Below are 19,973 nucleotides of genomic sequence, written 5' to 3' on the forward strand. Positions count from 1 at the left end.
TCCTATCTTGTTCGCCCCAAAAGGTGAACGTATGATGAACATTATGGCTGGAAAAGCGCTCGATCAAAAACTGGCGATCCTGTCGGACGCTGCGAAATACGATGCCTCCTGCGCGTCGAGCGGGGGGCAGAAGCGCGATTCCCGCGATGGCAAGGGCATCGGCAGCACCACGGGGTCGGGCATCTGTCATGCCTATGCGCCGGACGGGCGGTGCATCAGCCTCCTCAAGATCCTGATGACCAACTTCTGCATCTACGACTGCGCCTATTGCGTGAACCGAGTCAGCAGCAACGTCGAGCGGGCGCGCTTTTCGCCGGAAGAGGTCATCCACCTGACGCTGGAGTTCTACCGCCGCAACTACATCGAGGGCCTGTTCCTGTCGTCCGGGATCATCCGGTCGCCCGATGACACCATGGCGGACATGGTGCGCATTGCGCGCGGGCTGCGGATGGATCACCATTTCCGCGGCTACATCCACCTCAAGACCATTCCCGACGCCGATCCGAAGCTGATCGAGGAGGCCGGCCTTCACGCCGACCGCCTGTCGATCAACGTCGAACTGCCGACAGACCGCGCGGTGAAGGACTACGCGCCGGAGAAGGACCCCGACCAGATCCGCCGTGCCATGGCCGATGTGCGCTTGCTGAAGGAAACCGCCAACGAGCGCACCCACACCGGACGCCGCGCGCCTAAGTTCGCCCCTGCCGGTCAGTCGACCCAGATGATCGTCGGCGCGGACGGGGCGAGCGATGCGACCATCCTGCAAAGCTCCACCCGGCTGTACAGTTCCTACCGGCTGAAGCGGGTCTATTACTCGGCCTTTTCGCCGATCCCGGACGCCGCCGCGAAGCTGCCCCTGATCAAACCGCCGCTGATCCGGGAGCACCGCCTGTACCAGGCCGACTGGCTGATGCGGTTCTACGGCTTCGACGTGTCCGAGATCACCGCCAGCCGGGTGGACGGCAACCTCGACCTGCAGATCGACCCAAAGCTGGCCTGGGCGTTGGCCAATCGCCATGTCTTCCCGGTGGACGTCAACCGCGCCCCGCGCGAGGTGCTGTTGCGGGTGCCGGGGTTCGGGACAAAGACCGTGGGCCGCATCCTGAACACGCGCCGCCACCGCACCCTGCGCTACGACGACCTCAGGCGCATGGGGGCCAACCTGAAGAACGCGAAGCCGTTCGTCCATGCGCTCGACTGGACGCCGCGCGCGCTGACCGACACCGCCGACCTGCGGGCCCGCTTTGCCCCGCCGCCCACGCAGCTTTCGCTGTTCTGAGATGCACAGCGTCACCCTGCCCCGGATCGGGACCTTCGACGCGTGGCGCGACGCCGCCCGTGCGCTTCTGTCTGCAGGAACCCCGCCGGAGAGCGTCCTCTGGTCGCACGGGGCGCAGGAAGGCGACCTGTTCGGCGGCGATACGCCTTTGCCGCCAGTGAAGGGTCAGATCACCGTCCCGAAAGCCTTCCTGCCTCTGGCGAAGCTGGCCGTCTGGCACCGCGACCCCCAGCGGTTCGCGCGGCTCTACACCATGCTGCACGCCCTTCAGACCGACAGACACCTGCTGGGGGACCGCGCCGATCCGCGGGTCGAGCGGCTGAACGCCATGGCAAAGGAGGTCTCGCGCGACAAGCACAAGATGACCGCCTTCGTGCGCTTCCGCGAACTGGGCGACCCGCGCGCCAACCGCCGCGCCTTTGCCGCATGGTTCGAACCGACGCATTTCATCCTCGAACCCACGGCGCCGTTCTTTGCCAAAAGGTTCGGGGACATGGACTGGTCGATCTACACGCCGGATCTGACCGCGCATTTCGACGGCGACCTGACCTTTGCGGAGGGCGCGCCGAAACCGCCCTTCCCCGAGGATGCGACCGAGGATCTTTGGCGGACCTACTTCCGGTCGATCTTCAACCCGGCGCGGGTGAAGCCGAAGGCCATGCAGGCGGAGATGCCCAAGAAGTACTGGAAGAACATGCCCGAAGCGCAGCTGATCCCCGAGCTTCTGGCCGAGGCCGACGCCCGCGCAGCAGAGATGGCGGCCAATGCGCCGACGCTGGCCCCGGCCCGAGCCGCACCGATCCTCGACCGGCTGCGCGCCGAACAGGCGGCAAAACTCGACTCGCAGGACGCGTTTCTCACTGCGCTGAAGGGCTGTCGCCGCTGTCCGCTGTGGGAACATGCCACGCAGCCGGTCGCGGGCGAGGGGCCGGAAGATGCCGCACTGATGTTTGTCGGCGAACAGCCCGGCGACACCGAGGATCTGACCGGGCGACCGTTCACAGGGCCCGCTGGACAGGTGTTCGACACGGCGTTGCATGTGAACGGCATCCGGCGGCAGGAGGCCTTTGTCACCAATGCGGTGAAACACTTCAAGTTCCGGCCGCGCGGCAAGCGGCGATTGCACCAGAACCCGGACAGGGACGAGATCGCGCACTGCAAGTGGTGGCTCGACCTCGAAATCCAGCGCGTTGCACCACGGCTGATCGTGGCCATGGGCGGCACCGCGCTGGAAAGCCTGACCGGATCGCGCGACGGCCTGCTGAAGCGCCGCGGCCGGTTCGAACAGACGCCGGAGGGCACGCCGATCCTCGTCACCGTGCACCCCAGCTACATCCTGCGCCTGCCGGACGACAGGCTGCGTGCCGAGGAAACGGCCCGGTTCCAGACCGACCTCGCACTTGCGGCCCGGTGGCTGGCCGGGGACGCGCCTGACCGGCTCGCAGGGACTCCGGCTAGCCGCGCGTGACCTCGTACCCCGGTTCCTCCGGTTCCGTGTCCACCAGTTCCGTCGGGAAGCCGTCGGCGAGGATGCTGAGGCCCGTCGCCTCTTCCAGCCGCTCGATGATCCGGTCGGACTGCGCACGCATCCCATAGCGCCGCTGCCCGTCGGACATGATGTCGATGATGAGCGGCGAGATCTCCAGCGGAACACCGCCCTGGTCGGCGAGCTTCTGGAACAGGCCGATGTCCTTCTGCACGAGGTCCATGGTGAAGTTCACATCGCGCGATCCCGACAGGATCAGCTGGCTTTCGGTTTCGTGCACGAAGGACGTGCCCGAGCTGATGCGGATCGCCTCGTAGGTCGTGGCGAGGTCGATCCCCGCCGCCTTCATCGTTGTCAGCGCCTCGCACAGCGACAGCAGGTTCACCGTCGCAAGGTAGTTGGTCATCACCTTCAGCTTGGACGCCGATCCCAGCGGTCCGGTATGCAGAATGCGCCGCCCGAGGTGCCTGAGCAGCGGGAGCACGTGCTCCACCCCCGCGCGCTCTCCCCCCGCGAAGATCGAGATGTTGCCAGTGTCTGCCCGGTGACAGCCGCCGGAGACCGGGCATTCCACCGCCAGCCCGCCCGTGGCTGCAACCAGCGCGCCAAGGCGGATGACCTCGTCGGCATCGGTGGTCGACATCTCCATCCAGGTCTTGCCCGGCCCCATGTGGGGGATCATCTGCGTGACCACGGCGTCTGAGGCGGCGGGCGAAGGCAGGCAGGTGATGACCACGTCGCAGGCGCGCATCATCGCGGCTGGGTCTTCTCCGGCCTCGGCGCCACGCGCCACGAACCCCTCGACAAGGTCCGCGTCCAGATCGTGCACCAAGAGGTCGATGCCGTTGCGCAAAAGGCTGCCCGCCAGCTTGCCGCCGACATTGCCCAGACCGATGAACCCGACTTTCAAGCTGACACCCCCCCATCGAAGAACCGGGCCGGGATGTGTTCCCGACCCGGCCGATTCCCGTGTCTCACTGTGATCCGCCCGGGGCCGGCGCGTAAAGCCGTGCCGGCACAGGGCCTGCATTTTCCCGCGGTCTACTCCGCCGCCTCGGCGATCTCTTCCATCGGCGGGCAGGTGCAGATCAGGTGGCGGTCGCCATAAACGTTGTCGACGCGGTTGACCGGCGGCCAGTACTTGTCGACCCGGAAAGCCCCCGGAGGGAAGCAGCCCTGTTCGCGCGTGTAGGGACGGTCCCAGTCGCGGACGAGGTCCTCCATCGTGTGCGGGGCCATCTTCAGCGGGTTCATGTCGCGGTCGATGGCGCCGGTCTCGATGGCGCGGATCTCCTCGCGGATCGCCAGCATCGCGTCGCAGAAGCGGTCGAGTTCGGCCTTGGTCTCCGACTCCGTCGGTTCCACCATCAGCGTCCCCGCCACCGGCCAGCTCATGGTCGGCGCGTGGAACCCGGCATCGACGAGGCGCTTGGCAATGTCCTCAACCGTGACGCCGGCGCTCTTCTCGAACGGGCGGACGTCGAGGATGCACTCATGCGCGACCCAGCCCTTGTCGCCGCGGTAAAGCACGTCGAAGGCGCCATCCAGCCGCTTGGCGATGTAGTTCGCGTTCAGGATCGCGACGCGCGTCGCCTGCGTCAGGCCCTTGCCGCCCATCATCAGGCAATACGCCCATGAGATCGGCAGCAGCGACGGCGAACCGAAGGCCGCCGCGCTGACCGCGCCGTCGCCGCCGTTCGGATCGCCCGGCAGATGCGGCGCGAGGTGCGCCTTCACGCCGATCGGACCCATGCCGGGGCCGCCGCCGCCATGCGGAATGCAGAAGGTCTTGTGCAGGTTCAGGTGGCTCACGTCGCCGCCCAGATCGCCGGGCCGCGACAGGCCGACCATGGCGTTCATGTTCGCCCCGTCGATGTAGACCTGCCCGCCGTGCTCATGGGTGATCGCGCAGACCTCCTTCACCGTGCGCTCGAACACGCCGTGGGTGGAGGGGTAGGTGATCATGCAGGCCGCCAGCGCGTCGGAGTGCTTTTCCGCCTTGGCGCGGAAATCGTCGAGGTCGATGGAGCCCTTGGCGTCGCACTTCACCGCGACGACCTTCCAGCCGACCATCTGGGCCGAGGCCGGGTTGGTGCCATGCGCGTTGACCGGGATCAGGCAGACGTTGCGCTGCCCTTCGCCCCGCGCGCGCTGCCAGTCGCGGATCGTCAGAAGGCCAGCGTATTCCCCCTGCGCGCCGGAGTTCGGCTGCATGGAGATCGCGTCGTAGCCGGTGATCTGGCACAGTTTGTCGCTGAGGTCGCCGATCAGTTCCGAATACCCCTTCGCCTGATCCTTGGGCGCATAGGGGTGGATCATCGAGAATTCGCGCCACGACACCGGCATCATCTCGACCGCCGCGTTCAGCTTCATGGTGCAGGAGCCGAGCGGGATCATCGCGCGGTCCAGAGCGAGGTCGCGGTCGGCGAGACGGCGCATGTAGCGCATCATCTCGGTCTCCGCCCGGTTCATGTGGAAGACCTCGTGCTGAAGGTAGGGCGTCGTGCGCACCAAGTCCTCCGGCAGGCGGTATTCGGACTCTGCCGGGTCATCCTTGCGGACAAGGCCGAAGGCGCGCCAGACGGCTTCGATGGTCTGCGGGCGGGTGCGTTCGTCCAGCGTGATGCCCACCTTGGTCTTGCCGACCCGGCGCAGGTTCAGGCCCTGCTGGACCGCCGCCTGCAGGACGCCGCGCTGCAGGAGACCCACGTCCACCGTCACCGTGTCGAAGTAGACGTCGGGCTCCACCTTGAAGCCCGCGGCTTCCAGCCCTTTCACCATCCGCACCGTCTTGCGGTGGATCCGCTGGGCGATGGCGCGCAGGCCCTTCGGTCCATGGAAAACCGCGTAGAACGAGGCCATGACCGCCAGCAACGCCTGCGCGGTGCAGACGTTCGACGTCGCCTTCTCGCGGCGGATGTGCTGTTCCCGGGTTTGCAGCGACAGGCGGTAGGCGCGGTTGCCGTGGCTGTCCACCGACACCCCGACGATCCGACCGGGCATCGCGCGCTTCATGTCGTCCTTGCAGGCCATGTAGGCGGCGTGCGGGCCGCCATAGCCCACGGGCACGCCGAACCGCTGGGTCGACCCCACGGCGATGTCGGCACCCATGGCAGCCGGCTCCTTCAGCAGGCAGAGCGCCATCGGATCGGCGCTGACGATGCCCACGGCCTGCGCCTCGTGCAGGGCCGACATCTGGTCGCTCAGGTCGCGCACGTGGCCGAAGGTGCCCGGGTACTGGAAGATCGCGCCGAACACCTTGTCGGCCTCCAGGTCCTCCGGCGCGCCGACGACGACCTCGATGCCCAGGGGTTCCGCGCGGGTCTTCATCACCGCGATGTTCTGCGGGTGGCAGTTCTCGTCGACGAAGAAGGTCTGCGCCTTCGACTTCGCGACGCGCTGCGCCATGGTCATCGCCTCGGCGCAGGCGGTCGCCTCGTCCAGAAGCGAGGCGTTGGCGATCTCGAGCCCGGTCAGGTCGCAGATCATGGTCTGGAAGTTCAGGAGCGCCTCGAGCCTGCCCTGCGATATCTCGGGCTGGTAGGGCGTGTAAGCCGTGTACCACGCCGGGTTCTCGAGGATGTTGCGCTGGATCGCCGGGGGCGTGATCGTGCCGTGGTAGCCCTGACCGATCAGCGAGGTCAGCACCTTGTTCTTCTGCGCGACCTCGCGCATGCGGTGGATCAGCTCGCGTTCCGACAGCGCCTTGCCGAAGTCCAGTTCACCATCCCAACGGATGTCCTCGGGCACCGTCTCGGCGATCAGCTGGTCGAGGTCGTCGACACCGAGGGCCGAGAACATCTGCGCCATCTCTTCCGGCGAAGGGCCGATATGGCGCCGGTTGGCGAAGTCGTAAGGCAGGTAGTCGATCGGATCGTAGGTCATGCGTCGTCTCCATCCGCGTCTTGCGGGACGGCGCGCTCCCTGCGCCCGCCCCATGTGTCGCGACGCCGGAGTCCCGCAGGACTCGGGCGTTTCCGATAGGAAACCTAGCATAGTCGCCGCAGGGACTTACAGGCCCCGCGGCGGAGAAATTCATCCGAAAGTCTTAGCCCGGACGCTTCTGCAAAAGCTGCATGACATCTGCCATTTCCGGCCCGCGCTCCAGACCCGTGACGGCCTTGCGCAACGGCATGAACAGGCCCTTGCCCTTGCGGCCGGTGGCCTCCTTCACGGCGCCGGTCCACTGGCTCCAGGTCTCGGGACCGTAGGGCGGTTCGCCCAGCATGCCAAAGGCCTGCGCGACGAAGTCCTTGTCCTCGTCGGCCACCAGCGGCGTGGCCCCGTCGCGGAACAGCGCCCACCAGCCCGGCATGTCCTTGCGGGTGGTGATGTTCTCGCGCACGACCTGCCAGAACAGCTCTGCTTTGTCGTCGGGCACACCCAGCGCGCGCACCTCGTCGGCCACCGCCTCGAAAGGCAGCGCGTGCATCTTCCTGGCGGTCAGCGGGTACAGGTCCTCGACGTCGAACTTCGTAGGCGCAGAGCCGAACTGCGACAGGTCGAAACCCTCCGCGATCTCGTCCATCGACATGCGCAGCTCAACGGGCTGCGACGACCCGAGCCGCGCCATCAGCGACAGCAGCGCCTCCGGCTCCACGCCCGCCTCGCGCAGGTCGCGCAGCGCCAGCGTGCCCAGCCGCTTGGACAGGGCCTCGCCCTGCGGGCCGGTCAGCAGCGAGTGGTGCGCAAAGGACGGCGGTGTGCCACCGAGCGCCTCGATGATCTGGATCTGCGTCGCGGTGTTGGTGACGTGGTCGTTGCCGCGCACCACGTGGGTGATCCCCATCTCCATGTCATCGACCACGGAGGCGATGGTATACAGCACCTGACCGTCGGCCCGGATCAGCACCGGATCGGACACCGACGCCGCGTCGATGGAGATCGGGCCAAGGATGCCGTCTTCCCACTCGATCCGCTCCTGGATCAGCTTGAAGCGCCAGACACCGTCGCCCCGCTCGGCCCGCATCTTTGCCTTCTCGTCCTCAGACAGCGCCAGGGCCGCGCGGTCATAGACCGGCGGCTTGCCCATGTTGAGCTGCTTCTTGCGCTTCAGGTCCAGCTCGGTCGGGGTTTCCCACGCCTCGTAGAAACGGCCCATCTCGCGCAGCTTGTCGGCAGCCTCGGCATAGCGGTCCAGCCGCAGCGACTGGCGCTCGATCCGATCCCAGGTGATCCCCAGCCATTCGAGGTCCTGCTTCAGCGCGTCGACGTAGGCCTCTTTCGAGCGCTCCGGATCGGTGTCGTCGATCCGCAGAACGAAGGTGCCGCCGCTCTTGCGGGCGATCAGAAAGTTGAACAGGGCGGTGCGCAGGTTGCCGACGTGGATGTAGCCGGTGGGCGAGGGCGCGAAACGGGTGACGGTCATGATGGGTGCCTCCTGACGAGGCGCGGTGTTTTCACACAAAGGGCATTTTGTCTAGGTATGGCAGGGTCCGGCGGGACATTTCCGCTTTGCGCCCCCGGACACGGCGCGGCATGGTGGCCGCAAAGGAAAGGCCGTCCATGTCCCAAGTTCTGACCGTCACGCTCAATCCCGCGCTCGACGTCGCCACCTCGGCGCTGAATGTCACGCCCGGGGTCAAGCTGCGCTGCACCGAACCCACGGTCGAACCGGGCGGCGGCGGCGTCAACGTGGCGCGTGCCATCACCCAGCTGGGCGGCAAGGCCCGGGCGCTGGTGGCGCTTGGCGGGCCGACGGGCGCGGCGCTGGAGCGCGAGCTGCACGCCCGTCACCTCGACGTGCTGCGGATCGAAGGCCCCGGCGAGACGCGGCAGAGCTTTGCCGTCACCGACGCCACCAACGGCGACCAGTACCGTTTCGTGCTGCCCGGACCGGCGTGGAGCACGTCGCAACTCGACGCCATGCTCGACACCATCGACACCGAATGCGACCCCGACGCCTTCGTCGTCCTGTCCGGCAGCATGCCGCCCGGGGCCGCGCCCGGATTCGTCACCCGCGCCTGCATCCGGCTGGGCACCCGCCGGGTGATCCTCGACACCTCGGGCGAGCATCTCGAACACCAGGCCACCGCGCCGCAGCCCGCGCCCTACGTCCTGCGCATGGACAGTGCGGAGGCCAAGGCGCTCTCCGGCCAAGGGCTGGAGACCCGCGCCGAAAGCGCCGCCTACGCGGAGAACCTGCGCAAGCGCGGCGCGGCCGAGATCGTCATCATCGCGCGCGGCAAGGACGGGTCGGTCATGGCCGGACCGGACGGGCTGTGGCACACCTCTGCCGCCAACGATGTCGTCGTCTCTGCCATCGGTGCCGGTGACAGCTTCGTCGGCGGCTTCACCATGAGCCTCGCGCAGGGGCACCCCGCACCGGAGGCGCTGCGTCGCGGGGCGGCGGCGGCAGCAGCGGCGGTCATGAGCCCCGGCACCCAGCTTTGTCTGCCCGAGGACTACAAGCTCCTCCTGCCGCGGACGACCCTGACCCAGTTCTGACGGACACAGCGTTTCCATTCCGGAATATGGCCATGCGGGAGTCAACGTGGCAGGTAAGGCCTCATGCGCCTGTTTATCGCTCTTTCCCTGCCCCCGGAGGCCCGCGGACCGCTGACTGCCCTTCAGGAACGCCTGCCGGTCGGACGCCCCGTACCCGAAGAGAACCTGCATCTGACGCTGGCCTTCCTAGGTGACCAGCCCGACGAGGCGGTCGAGGCGCTGCATGACGCGCTGTCCACCCTGCGCGCCCCGGCGGTGCCCCTGACCCTGTCCGGTGCCGCGCTGTTCGGCGGCAAGAGCGGGCAGGCCGTGGGCCTCGAGGCGGACGGCGGCCAGGCACTGACGGAGATGTTCAACAGGGTACGCTCCCGCCTGCGCAGCGCCGGGGTGACGGTCGAACGGCGCCGCTTCCGCCCCCACGTGACGCTGGCGCGGTTGAAGGGCGGTGCGGATGCCTCCGGCGCGCTGTCGGTGCTGGCCGGTGCCTCTGTCGGTCCGGTGGTCGCCACTTCCTTCGGGCTGTTCCGGTCACACCTGAACCGCGACGGCGCGATTTACGAGGCGCTGGCCGTCTACCCGCTGGTGGTCTGACGCGCGGATGCCTATCTGCAGGCCATGACCCGCACCGACGCCGACACTTTCTACGAGATCGCCCGCGCCGCACTGAACGATCTGCCCGAGCCGTTTCGCGCCGGCACGGCCGATGTGGTGCTGCGGGTTGAAGACTGGGCGCCCCGCCGCATCCTCGACGAGATGGGCATCGACGACCCGCTGGAGCTGACCGGCCTTTACGAAGGCATTCCGCTGACCGAGAAGTCGGTCACCTACCCCTCCCCCTATCCCGATACCGTCTGGCTGTTCCGCAAGCCCATCCTTGAGGAGTGGCGCGAACGGCAGGTCGACCTGACAGATCTCATCACCCATGTGGTGGTCCATGAGATCGCGCATCACTTCGGCTGGTCCGACGAGGATATCGCGGTGATCGACCCCTGGTGGGAGTAGGGAAACACGGCATTTCTTGCGCAGAATTAGCAAATGGTTCCATGTTTTTCGAAAAAATTTCTTTGAAAACAATGTGGAACGTGTCGCCGCAACAGCCGTTGACCCCCCAGAAGCAAGACAATGGGAGCAACACCATGAAGACTTTTTACGCATCCGCACTCGCCCTGACCGTGGCCGCAACCGGCGCTTTCGCTGAAAGCCACACGAACGCAGAAGGCGACGCCGCGAAGGCGACCGATCAGACGACCATGACGCAGGAAGCAGACGCAACCGCGAACACCGATTCCTCAATGGACACGGGCATGGACTCCGGCGCCAAGCTGATCCGCACCCGCGACATCACCGGCGGTGACATCTACACCATGAACGAAGCCATGGACGAAGGCTCCGCCTGGGACATGCAGTACACCGAGGTTGGCGCCGACTGGAACGACATCGGCGAGATCGAGGACATCGTGCTCGACTCCAACGGCCAGATGATCGGCGTCGTGGCCGAGGTCGGTGGTTTCCTCGACATCGGTGACAAGCACGTGCTGCTTGAAATGACCGACGTGAAACTCGTGCCGGTCGACGACAAGACCTACGCCGTCGTGACCCGCCTGAACGAGGAAGATCTCGAAGCCAAGGAAGGCATCGACGAAGGTTTCTGGGACTGATCCAGTTCCATTCCACGAGAAAGGGGCCCGATCGCGGGCCCCTTTTTTCATGCGCGATCCGCAGGCTGGGCGCGATGCGTCCTAGCCTTCGTCCCGCCAGCGGTTCACGATCGGATAGCGGCGGTCCAGCCAGAAGGCGCGGCTGGTCAGCCGGGCGCCCGGCGCCGACTGGAACCGTTTGTATTCGCTGATGTAGAGCAGATGCTGGACCCGCATGGCGTCCTCTTGGGCATAGCCAGCGGCCACGCAATCCGACACCGACCCGTCCTGATCCACGAGAATGTCGAGGATCGCGTCAAGCACCGGGTAATCGGGCAGCGAGTCGCTGTCCTTCTGGTCTTCGCGCAGTTCCGCCGAGGGCGGCTTGGTGATGATCCGTTCCGGGATGACCTCGCCCTCCGGGCCCTTCATCCAGCCGCGATGGTTGGCGTTCCGCCAGCGGCAGGTCTCGAACACGCGGGTCTTGTAGAGATCCTTGATCGGATTGTAGCCGCCCGCCATGTCGCCGTAGATCGTGGCATAGCCCACCGCGACCTCGGACTTGTTGCCGGTGGTCAGCAGCATTTCCCCGAACTTGTTCGACAGCGCCATCAGCAAGAGCCCGCGCAGGCGGGACTGGATGTTCTCTTCCGTCAGGTCGGGCTCGGTGCCCTCGAACAGCGGCGCCAGCGTCTCGGTGATCGCGTCGCGCCCCTTGCTGATCGGCACGAAATCGTACCGGCACCCCAGCGCATTGGCGCAGGCCTTGGCGTCTTCCAGCGAATGTTCGGAGGTGTATTCGGACGGCAGCATCACGCAGCGCACGTTCTCCGCCCCCAGCGCATCCACGGCGATGGTCGCGACCAGGGCGGAATCGACGCCCCCAGACATGCCCAGCAGGACCTTGCCGAATCCCGTCTTGCGGCAATAGTCGCGCAAGGCGAGGACCATGACGTTGTAATCCTGCTCCCACGCGCCGGGATGGGTGACGAATGCGCCTTCCTCCGCCTTCCAGCCATCGTCTCCCCGGACGAAATCGACGGTGGTCGTGACCTCCTCGAACACCGGCAGCTGCACGGCAAGCCGCGCGTGCGGGTTCAAAACGAAGGAGCCGCCGTCGAACACCTGGTCGTCCTGCCCGCCCACCATGTTCAGGTAGGCCAGCGGCAGCCCGGATTCGATCACCCGGGCGATCATCTTGTTCAGGCGCGTCTCGTACTTGTTGCGGAAATAGGGCGAGCCGTTCGGCACCACGAGGATCTCCGCCCCCGATTCCTCCATCGCCTCGACCACGTCCGGATACCATGCATCCTCGCAGACCGGCATGCCGACGCGCACGCCGTTGATGCTGACCGGACCCTGCAACTGATCGCGCGAGAACAGCCGCACCTCGTCGAAGACGTTGAAGTTGGGCAGGAAATACTTGTGCGTCACGGCAGCGATCTTGCCGCCCTGAAGGACGTAGTAGGAATTGTGCAGCTTCGCGCCTTCGGGACAAGGCCCGCCGATGGCCAGCGCGGGGCCGTCCGCACAGGCCTCTGCCAGCGCCTCGATCTCGCGCACGGCGGCATTGACGAAGGCCGGCTTCACGATCAGGTCCTGCGCCTGGTAGCCGGTGATGAACATCTCGGGCAGCGCCACGAGGTCGGCGCCCTGCGCGCGCCCTTCCTCCCACGCGGCACGCGCCTTGGCGGCGTTTCCGGCAAGATCCCCCACGGTGGGATTGAGCTGTGCCATCGTCAGGCGGAACCGGTCGGTCATCGCGCGTCCTTTCGTCGTCGTCCTCCACATAGCGGCAGCTTGCGGTGGTGAAAAGCGCACCATGGCAAAAGACATTGCCCCGGGGCATCGCGTCCTTTACCACTCGGGGGACCTCAATCACCCGCTGGGAGGGGGCGGCAAGGCCATGAAAACCGTTCGCATTCTGTCTGTTCTGGGCGCCCTCGCACTGGGCTCTGCCGCCATGTCCCAAGAGGACGTGGTGACGAAGGAATACGACGACGGCGGGGTGTACGAAGGCACCTTCCTCGACGGGCTCCAGCACGGGCGCGGCACCTACCGCCTGCCCAACGGCTACGAATACACCGGCGAATGGGTGGAGGGCGAGATCCGCGGCGAGGGCGTCGCCCGCTTTCCCAACGGCTCGATCTACGAAGGCCAGTTCGCCAAGGGCAAACCCGAGGGCATGGGCAAGATCACCTTCGCCGACGGCGGCACCTACGAAGGCTCGTGGCTCGACGGCAAGATCACCGGGCAGGGCGTGGCAACCTACGCCAACGGCGTCCGCTACGAGGGCGCCTTCCGCAACGCGCTGCACCACGGCAAGGGCGTGATGACCGCGCCCAACGGCTACGTCTACGACGGCCAGTGGGTGAACGGCGTCAAGGAAGGCACCGCAAAGATCACCTACCCCGACGGTTCGGTCTACGAAGGCCGCGTGGCCAACGGCGAACGCGACGGCATGGGCAAGCTCGAGATGCCCGACGGCCTGATCTACGAAGGCACCTGGCGCGACGGCCAGATCGACGGCAATGGCAAGCTCACCCAGCCCAACGGCGACGTCTACGAAGGTGCGCTGGTCGACGGCCGCCGCGAGGGTCAGGGCAAGGTCACCTATGTGTCCGGCGACGTCTACGACGGCGAGTTCAACAACGACCAGCGCCACGGCATCGGCACCTTCATCGGCAAGGACGGCTACCGCTACGAGGGCAACTGGATCACCGGCCAAATCGAGGGGCAGGGAAAGGTCACCTACCCCGACGGCTCGGTCTACGAGGGTGAGTTCACCGGCGACCTCGCCAACGGCACCGGCAAGATCACCTATCCCGACGGCGCAACCTACGAAGGCACCTGGGTCGATGGCGTGATCGACGGCAAGGGCATCGCCACCTATCCGAACGGCCTGCGCTACGAGGGCGGCTTCGTGAACGCCCGCAACGACGGCTTCGGGATCATGACCTATCCCGACGGCTACCGCTACGAGGGCGAATGGCAGGACGGCGAACGCCACGGCGCGGGCACCGCCACCTACCCGGACGGCACGGTCTACGAGGGACAGTTCCGCGACGGCCTGCGCCATGGTCAGGGCACGATCACCATGCCGACCGGCTTCCGCTACGTCGGCGCCTGGGCCAACGGCGAGATCAACGGCGAAGGTGTCGCCACCTACGCCAACGGCGACGTCTACGAAGGCTCGTTCCGCAATGGCAAGCGCGAGGGCGAAGGCACCATGCGCTACGCCACGGGCGAACAGGCCACCGGCGAATGGATCGGCGGCGCGCTGACCCGCAACAGCACCACCACGCCCGCCCCCGGCACCGCCGAGACAGGGGATGCCCCCGGGTCCGAAGACACCGCCGCCACCCCCGAAGATCCGCCCGCCAGCGAGTAATCCCCGACCGGCACGGACAACGGACCGACGCCCTCATCAGGCGCGGCCCGCCCCTTCATCTTGGCGAAAATACCTCCGCCGGAGGCGTCCCCACCTGCATCACGCAGCCCGGCGATCCCAATTCAAGCGCCCCTGAAACCAAACGAAAACGCCCCGCACGAAGGCGGGGCGTTCCTTGGTTCCGGTAAAGACTGTCGGCACGGGTGACGGCTCAGGCCATCCACCACCGCTCTGCCATGCGGGCGTTGTCCATCTGCCAGAGGTTGCCGACCTTGTCCGGGCTCGCCACCTTGTTGGAGATCGCCTGGACATAGTTCGCGAACATCGGCACCAGCACGCCGCCCTCGTTGCGCAGGATCATCTGCATCTCGCCGTACATGTCGCGGCGCTTCGCCGAATCGAGCTCGGCACGGGCGTTCACGAGCAGCTCCTGGAAACGGGCGCTGTCTTCCGAACCCCACTGGCTGTCGTTCCACGGCGCACCTTCCGCGTAGGCGGTCGAGAACATCCAGTCCTCTGTTGCGCGGCCCGACCAGTAAGAGGCACAGAACGGCTTCTTCAGCCAGACGTTCGACCAGTAGCCGTCCGCCGGTTCCTGCACCACGTTTATGTTGATGCCGCCCGCCTTGGCCGAGGCCTGGAACAGCTGGGCCGCATCCACCGCACCCTCGAACGCCGCCGAAGACGCCGAGAGGTCGATGTCGATGGACTCCATCCCGGCTTCCTTGAGGTAGAACTTCGCCTTGTCGGGATCGTAGGCAAGCTGCTCCATCTCGAGGTAGTACTGGTTGGCGGGGCCGATGGGGCTGTCGTTGCCCACCTGGCCATGGCCCAGCAGGATCTTGTCCACCATCTCCTGGCGGTTGATGCCGTGCTTCAGCGCCTTGCGGACGTTGACGTCGCTGTAGGGCGCCAGGTTGGTCAGCATCGGGAAGATGTAGTGCTGGTTGCCCGTCACTTCCTGGATGCGGATCATCGGGTTCGCCTTCAGGAGCGCCTCGGTCTTGAAGTCGATCCGGTTGATGGCGTCCACCTGGCCGGTCATCAGGGCGTTCATGCGGGCGGTGTTGTCGTTGATCGCGATGTACTCGATCTCGTCGAAGAAGCCCGCCTCGTCACCCTTGTAGTGATCGGGATAACGGGTGCCGACAAAGCGCACGCCCGGCTCGAACGACTGCACCTGGTAGAGGCCGGTGCCGATGCCCTTGGCGATGGCCTCCTCGATCATGCCCGCCGGGTAGATCAGGATGTGGTAGTCGGACAGCAGGTAGGGCAGGTCGGCGTTGCCCTCGGCCAGCGTCAGCTGCACCTGCAGGTCGCCGGTCTTCTTCATCTCGACGATGGGCTCGACGATGGGCTTCGCGGCGGACTTCGCGCCTTCCGCGATGTGCATCTGCAGCGACTCGATCACGTCGTCCGCGCCAAAGGCCTTGCCGTTGTGGAAGGTCACGCCCGATCGCAGGTTGAACGTCCAGGTCTTCGCGTCCGGCGTCGCTTCCCAGTCGGTCGCCAGTTCACCGCGCAGCGAGCCGTCCGGCGCGATCTCGGTCAGGCTGTCGAATACCGCGCCCTGCGCGGAGGCGATCATGAACAGGTCGGAGTGTGTCCGCCCGTCCCAGTTGTCCGAGGTGTTGGCCCCGGACAGGCCGGCCCGCAGGCGGCCGCCCTTCTTGGCCTGGGCGCGCAGGGGCAGGCCGGAGGCCGCCAGCACACCGGCAGCGGCACCCGTGGTCAGTAGTCCGCGTCTGCTGATACGTGTCATTGTTTCGTCTCCCTGTTTTTATCTCCCCGCAGCCCGGAGGCCGTTGGGAACTTAATGATTCTTCGTGCAGTTTAAACGCAATTTCCCGCGAGCGATGCCCGCCTTCCGTCAGTCCATTCTGGTCACGGCGGCGTCGCCGATGTTGTCCACGCCACGCTCCGTCAGCAGGTTCGTCAGCCAGTCCGGGTCCATCTCCGGCACCGACGACAGCAGGAGATCGGTGTAGGGATGGTGCGGCGGCCTGAACATCTCGGCCTTGGGGCCCTGTTCGACCACCTCGCCGTCCTTCATCACAACCACCTCGTCGGCGATGGAGCGCACGGTCGCAAGGTCGTGGGTGATGAACATGTAGGACAGGCCCAGTTCGTCCTGCAACCGCGCCAGCAGACGCAGAATGCCCTCTGCCACAAGCTGGTCGAGCGCGCTCGTCACCTCGTCGCAGATGATGAACTTCGGCTCGGCAGCCAGCGCGCGGGCGATCCCGATCCGCTGTTTCTGCCCGCCTGAAAGCTCGGACGGCAGGCGGTGGAGGTACTGCTTCGCGGGCAGCTCGATCTGCTCCATCAGCTCTGCCACCCGGTCGCGTTTTGCCCGGCCGCGCAGGCCCATGTAGAACTCCACCGGACGCCCGATGATCTCGCCGATGGTCTGGCGCGGGTTCAGTGCCGTGTCCGCCATCTGGTAGATCATCTGGATCTGCCGCAACTGGTCGCGCGACCGCTTGCGATAGTCCGGGGGCAGCACGTCTCCGTCCAGCTCGATCCGCCCGATGCGCGGCGGCAGAAGCCCGGTGATGCAACGCGCGGTGGTCGACTTGCCCGACCCGCTTTCGCCCACCACCGCAACCGTCCGGCCCGCGTGGATGTCAAAGCTCACGTCGTGCAGCACGTCGATCTGGCCATAGGCCGCCGTCACGCCCTGCACCGAGATCACCGGCGTCGCATCCAGCGCGGGCGCTGGCTTGGCCGGCCGCACGAACTCCCGCACGGCCCAGAGGCTCTTGGTGTAGTCTTCCTTGGGGTGGGACAGCATCTCGCGGGTTTCGTTCTCTTCGACCTCGTCACCCTTCAGCAGAACCTTGATGCGGTCGGCCATCTGCGCCACCACGGCCAGGTCGTGCGTGATGTAGATCGCCGCCGTGTCGAACTGCTCGACGATGTCGCGGATGGAGGCCAGCACCTCGATCTGCGTGGTCACGTCAAGCGCCGTCGTCGGCTCGTCGAAGATGATGAGGTCGGGGCGACAAGCCATGGCCATCGCCGTCATCGCGCGCTGCAACTGACCGCCAGACACCTGGTGCGGATAGCGAAAGCCGATCTCTTCGGGGTTGGGCAGGCGCAGACGCCGGTACAGCTCCACCCCGTCCTCGGCGCTTTCGGACTTCGATGCGACGCCGTGCTGAACGGGCGCCTCGGTGTGCTGGTCGATCAGCTTGTGCGCCGGGTTGAAGGAGGCCGCGGCAGATTGCGCCACGTAGGCGATGCGCTTGCCCAGTAGCTGGCGCTTGGTCTCCGCGCTCGCCGCCAGCAGGTCGATCCCGTCGAAGGTCACCGATCCGCCGGAAATCCGCACGCCGTCGCGGCAGAACCCCATGGCGGCAAGGCCCAGCGTCGACTTGCCCGCCCCCGATTCGCCGATCAGGCCAAGGACCTCGCCCTTCTTCAGGGTCAGGTCCACGCCCTTGACGATCGGGGTCCAGGTGTCGTCGGATCGCCCCTCGATCCGCACATCGCGCATTTCGACAAGCAGATCGGACATTCCTTACTCCTTCAGACCCGAGCTTCGGTGCAGCATCCAGTCCACCACGAAGTTCACCGCGACCGTCAGCAGGGCAATGGCGCCCGCGGCCAGCAGCGGCGCGGCGGCGATCTGCGGCGCGAAACCCGCGTAGTTGATGAAGGCCGACAGGTCCTTCACCATCGTTCCCCAGTCGGCCAGCGGCGGCTGGATGCCGAGGCCAAGGAACGACAGCGCGGAAATCGTCAGGAAGACAAAGCAGAACCGCAGGCCGAACTCCGCCAGAAGCGGCGCGGTGGCGTTGGGCAGGATCTCTCTGAAGATGAGGTACAGCAGGCCCTCGCCGCGCAGCTTGGCCGCCTCGATATAGTCCATGACGACGATGTTCATCCCCACGGCGCGCGCCAGACGGAACACCCGCGTCGAATCGATCACCGCGATGATGAGGATCATGGCCATCGTCAGCCCGGTTCCAGACACCCACGCGCTCGCCACCGTGATGAGCAGGAGCGAGAAGATCAGCGACGGAATCGCCATCAGCACGTCGACGCCCCGGCTCAGCACCTGGTCCATCCAGCCCTGCAGCGTCGCGGCAAGGAAGCCCAGCGTACCGCCCAGCAGGAAGGCCAGGACCGTCGTGGCAAAGGCGATGCCCACCGTGTTCTGCGCACCGTAGATCAGGCGGGACAGGATATCGCGGCCGATCTGGTCGGTGCCCAGCGGGAAATCCGGGTTGCCGCCCACCGCCGGATTGCCGCCCGGCACGATGTTGGCCTGGCCAAAGACCTGCTCCTGCCCGTGCGGCGCCAGAACCCCGGCAAAGATCGCGAGGAAAGCGTAGATCAGGATCACGAGAATGCCGAAGGCCGCGGTCAGCGGCATATGCTGGAACATCTTCCGCGTGCCGGCTGTTCCCACGTGCCGCCCGACCAGCCGGAAGAGGAAGGCCCCGGCGGCCGCGATGCCCACCCCCTGCACCGTCCAGCGGAAATAAAGGACAGAGGCGACGGGCGCCCCCGCTTCGTTCGCCTTGGGCTGGAAGTACAGCCAGATGCCGCCGATGATCACCGCGACGCCCAGCGCGTAACCGAAGGCCACGGCATAGTTCATGTCGCGGAAGTAGGGTTTGTTGCCGGTCGCCTTCTGCCCGACGAAGCGGAAAAGCCAGCCGGCCGCCGCCACGAGGGCAAGCGCGATGAGGACCTTGATCCAGATGCTCATTTCGGGTGCCTCAGACGGGGGTTGGTCAGGATCGACATGATGTCCGCCGTCAGGTTCAGCAGGATGTAGGCCCCGGCGAAGATCAGGCAGCAGGCCTGCACCACCGGGATGTCACGGATCTTCACGCTGTCGACGAACAGCTGGCCGATGCCCGGGTAGACGAACACCACTTCGACCACCACCACGCCGGTGATGAGATAGGCGAGGTTCAGGGCGATGACGTTGATGATCGGTGCCAGCGCATTGGGCAGCGCGTGGCGGACGATCACCCGCATCGGCTTGATCCCCTTCAGGCGCGCCATCTCGATATACGGAGAGGCCAGCAGGTTGATGATCGCTGCCCGCGTCATGCGCATCATCTGCGCCGTCACCACCAGAGTCAGCGTCAGCGCCGGCAGCAGCGTCTTTTCCAGCCGTTCGCCAAAGCTCATGCCTTCGTAGATGTTCGACAGGCTCGGCAGGACCGGGTTCAGCACCGCGAGGAACAGGATCAGCAGGTAAGCGAGGAAGAATTCCGGCGAGGAGACGGAGGTCAGCGACACGATGTTCGCCGTCTTGTCGAAGACGGAGTTCCGGTAGAGCGCGGCCAGCACGCCCAGCGTCACCGCGAAGGGCACGGCAATCGCCGCCGTCACGCCCGCAAGGAACATGGTGTTGGCAAAGCGCGGCGCGATCTGTGCCGCCACCGTGGTCCGCACGCCGCTGTCCGTTCCCACGAAGGAGGAGAAGTTCGCCTGCGCGAAGGAATTGCCCAGATCGCCCCTCAGCGCGTCGAACAGCCATTCGAAGTACCGCACCACCGGGGACTGGTCGAGCCCGAGATCCCGCCGGATCGCCTCGACCGCTTCCGGGGTGGCGCCCTGACCGAGGATGGCCTGGGCAAAGTCGCCGGGCAGCATGTTGACCGCCGCGAAGATCACGATGGAGACGATGAACAGAGTCAGGATGCCAAGGGCCAGACGCTGCAGGATGATGGTTAGGACCGGATTCACGTTCCCTGCGGTTCTTTTTTT

Annotated in this window: 15 protein-coding genes; 7 read left to right on the forward strand and 8 right to left on the reverse strand. The window is 66.2% G+C overall.

What is annotated here, in order from left to right; translation table 11 throughout:
• The first annotated feature begins 43 nt into the window (after nt 1–43).
• Both CDO87_RS09960 and CDO87_RS09965 read left to right on the forward strand, forming a co-directional pair.
• Nucleotides 44–1,279, forward strand: coding sequence for a putative DNA modification/repair radical SAM protein (locus CDO87_RS09960; RefSeq protein WP_100930913.1), 1,236 nt, complete (start codon nt 44–46; stop codon nt 1,277–1,279).
• 1 nt (nt 1,280) lies between these two features.
• The gene (locus CDO87_RS09965; RefSeq protein WP_100928634.1) at nt 1,281–2,747 is read left to right on the forward strand and encodes a UdgX family uracil-DNA binding protein; all 1,467 of its coding nucleotides are present in this window, start codon (nt 1,281–1,283) and stop codon (nt 2,745–2,747) included.
• Here CDO87_RS09965 and CDO87_RS09970 read toward each other — a convergent pair.
• The 3 genes from CDO87_RS09970 to gltX all read right to left on the reverse strand — a co-directional run bounded on the left by CDO87_RS09970 (nt 2,734) and on the right by gltX (nt 8,133).
• Complete coding sequence (locus CDO87_RS09970) at nt 2,734–3,675, reverse strand: NAD(P)-dependent oxidoreductase (protein WP_100928635.1); 942 nt, start codon at nt 3,673–3,675, stop codon at nt 2,734–2,736. The genes CDO87_RS09965 and CDO87_RS09970 overlap by 14 nt on opposite strands.
• A 131-nt stretch (nt 3,676–3,806) precedes the next feature.
• Nucleotides 3,807–6,650 (reverse strand): aminomethyl-transferring glycine dehydrogenase, encoded by a 2,844-nt coding sequence (gene gcvP / locus CDO87_RS09975; RefSeq protein ID WP_100928636.1) that lies wholly within the window; start codon nt 6,648–6,650, stop codon nt 3,807–3,809.
• A gap of 163 nt (nt 6,651–6,813) precedes the next feature.
• On the reverse strand, nt 6,814–8,133 hold the full coding sequence (gene gltX / locus CDO87_RS09980) for a glutamate--tRNA ligase (protein ID WP_100928637.1): 1,320 nt from the start codon (nt 8,131–8,133) through the stop codon (nt 6,814–6,816).
• A gap of 137 nt (nt 8,134–8,270) precedes the next feature.
• Here gltX and CDO87_RS09985 point away from each other — a divergent pair, with 137 nt between their 5' ends.
• The 4 genes from CDO87_RS09985 to CDO87_RS10000 all read left to right on the forward strand — a co-directional run bounded on the left by CDO87_RS09985 (nt 8,271) and on the right by CDO87_RS10000 (nt 10,870).
• Entirely contained in the window at nt 8,271–9,212 is a 942-nt protein-coding gene (locus tag CDO87_RS09985; protein ID WP_254698402.1) for a 1-phosphofructokinase family hexose kinase, read from the forward strand.
• A 63-nt stretch (nt 9,213–9,275) separates the two neighbouring features.
• On the forward strand, nt 9,276–9,803 hold the full coding sequence (gene thpR / locus CDO87_RS09990; RefSeq protein ID WP_100928639.1) for an RNA 2',3'-cyclic phosphodiesterase: 528 nt from the start codon (nt 9,276–9,278) through the stop codon (nt 9,801–9,803).
• Nucleotides 9,804–9,827: 24 nt separating this feature from the next.
• A complete protein-coding gene (locus CDO87_RS09995; protein WP_100928640.1) occupies nt 9,828–10,214 on the forward strand; it encodes a metallopeptidase family protein in 387 nt (128 codons plus the stop codon).
• A 134-nt stretch (nt 10,215–10,348) separates the two neighbouring features.
• Nucleotides 10,349–10,870, forward strand: coding sequence for a PRC-barrel domain-containing protein (locus CDO87_RS10000; RefSeq protein ID WP_100928641.1), 522 nt, complete (start codon nt 10,349–10,351; stop codon nt 10,868–10,870).
• Between the two features lie 81 nt (nt 10,871–10,951).
• Here the strand turns inward: CDO87_RS10000 and CDO87_RS10005 are convergent, their stop codons facing one another.
• Nucleotides 10,952–12,610: an NAD+ synthase gene (locus tag CDO87_RS10005; protein ID WP_100928642.1), complete on the reverse strand. Its 1,659-nt coding sequence runs from the start codon at nt 12,608–12,610 to the stop codon at nt 10,952–10,954.
• A gap of 145 nt (nt 12,611–12,755) precedes the next feature.
• Between CDO87_RS10005 and CDO87_RS10010 the strand changes: the two genes are divergently transcribed.
• The gene (locus tag CDO87_RS10010) at nt 12,756–14,240 is read left to right on the forward strand and encodes an MORN repeat-containing protein (RefSeq protein ID WP_100930914.1); all 1,485 of its coding nucleotides are present in this window, start codon (nt 12,756–12,758) and stop codon (nt 14,238–14,240) included.
• Between the two features lie 211 nt (nt 14,241–14,451).
• On the opposite strand, the gene CDO87_RS10015 is transcribed toward CDO87_RS10010, so the two are convergent.
• The 4 genes from CDO87_RS10015 to CDO87_RS10030 all read right to left on the reverse strand — a co-directional run bounded on the left by CDO87_RS10015 (nt 14,452) and on the right by CDO87_RS10030 (nt 19,952).
• The gene (locus CDO87_RS10015) at nt 14,452–16,002 is read right to left on the reverse strand and encodes an ABC transporter substrate-binding protein (RefSeq protein WP_100928643.1); all 1,551 of its coding nucleotides are present in this window, start codon (nt 16,000–16,002) and stop codon (nt 14,452–14,454) included.
• Between the two features lie 108 nt (nt 16,003–16,110).
• The gene (locus CDO87_RS10020) at nt 16,111–17,760 is read right to left on the reverse strand and encodes an ABC transporter ATP-binding protein (RefSeq protein ID WP_100928644.1); all 1,650 of its coding nucleotides are present in this window, start codon (nt 17,758–17,760) and stop codon (nt 16,111–16,113) included.
• Nucleotides 17,761–17,763: 3 nt separating this feature from the next.
• Entirely contained in the window at nt 17,764–18,960 is a 1,197-nt protein-coding gene (locus CDO87_RS10025; RefSeq protein WP_100928645.1) for an ABC transporter permease, read from the reverse strand.
• On the reverse strand, nt 18,957–19,952 hold the full coding sequence (locus tag CDO87_RS10030; RefSeq protein WP_100928646.1) for an ABC transporter permease: 996 nt from the start codon (nt 19,950–19,952) through the stop codon (nt 18,957–18,959). Before CDO87_RS10030 ends, CDO87_RS10025 begins: the two co-directional genes overlap by 4 nt.
• Nucleotides 19,953–19,973 lie beyond the last annotated feature (21 nt).

The sequence above is a fragment of the Sagittula sp. P11 genome, from assembly GCF_002814095.1.
In the GTDB taxonomy this organism is placed as follows: domain Bacteria; phylum Pseudomonadota; class Alphaproteobacteria; order Rhodobacterales; family Rhodobacteraceae; genus Sagittula.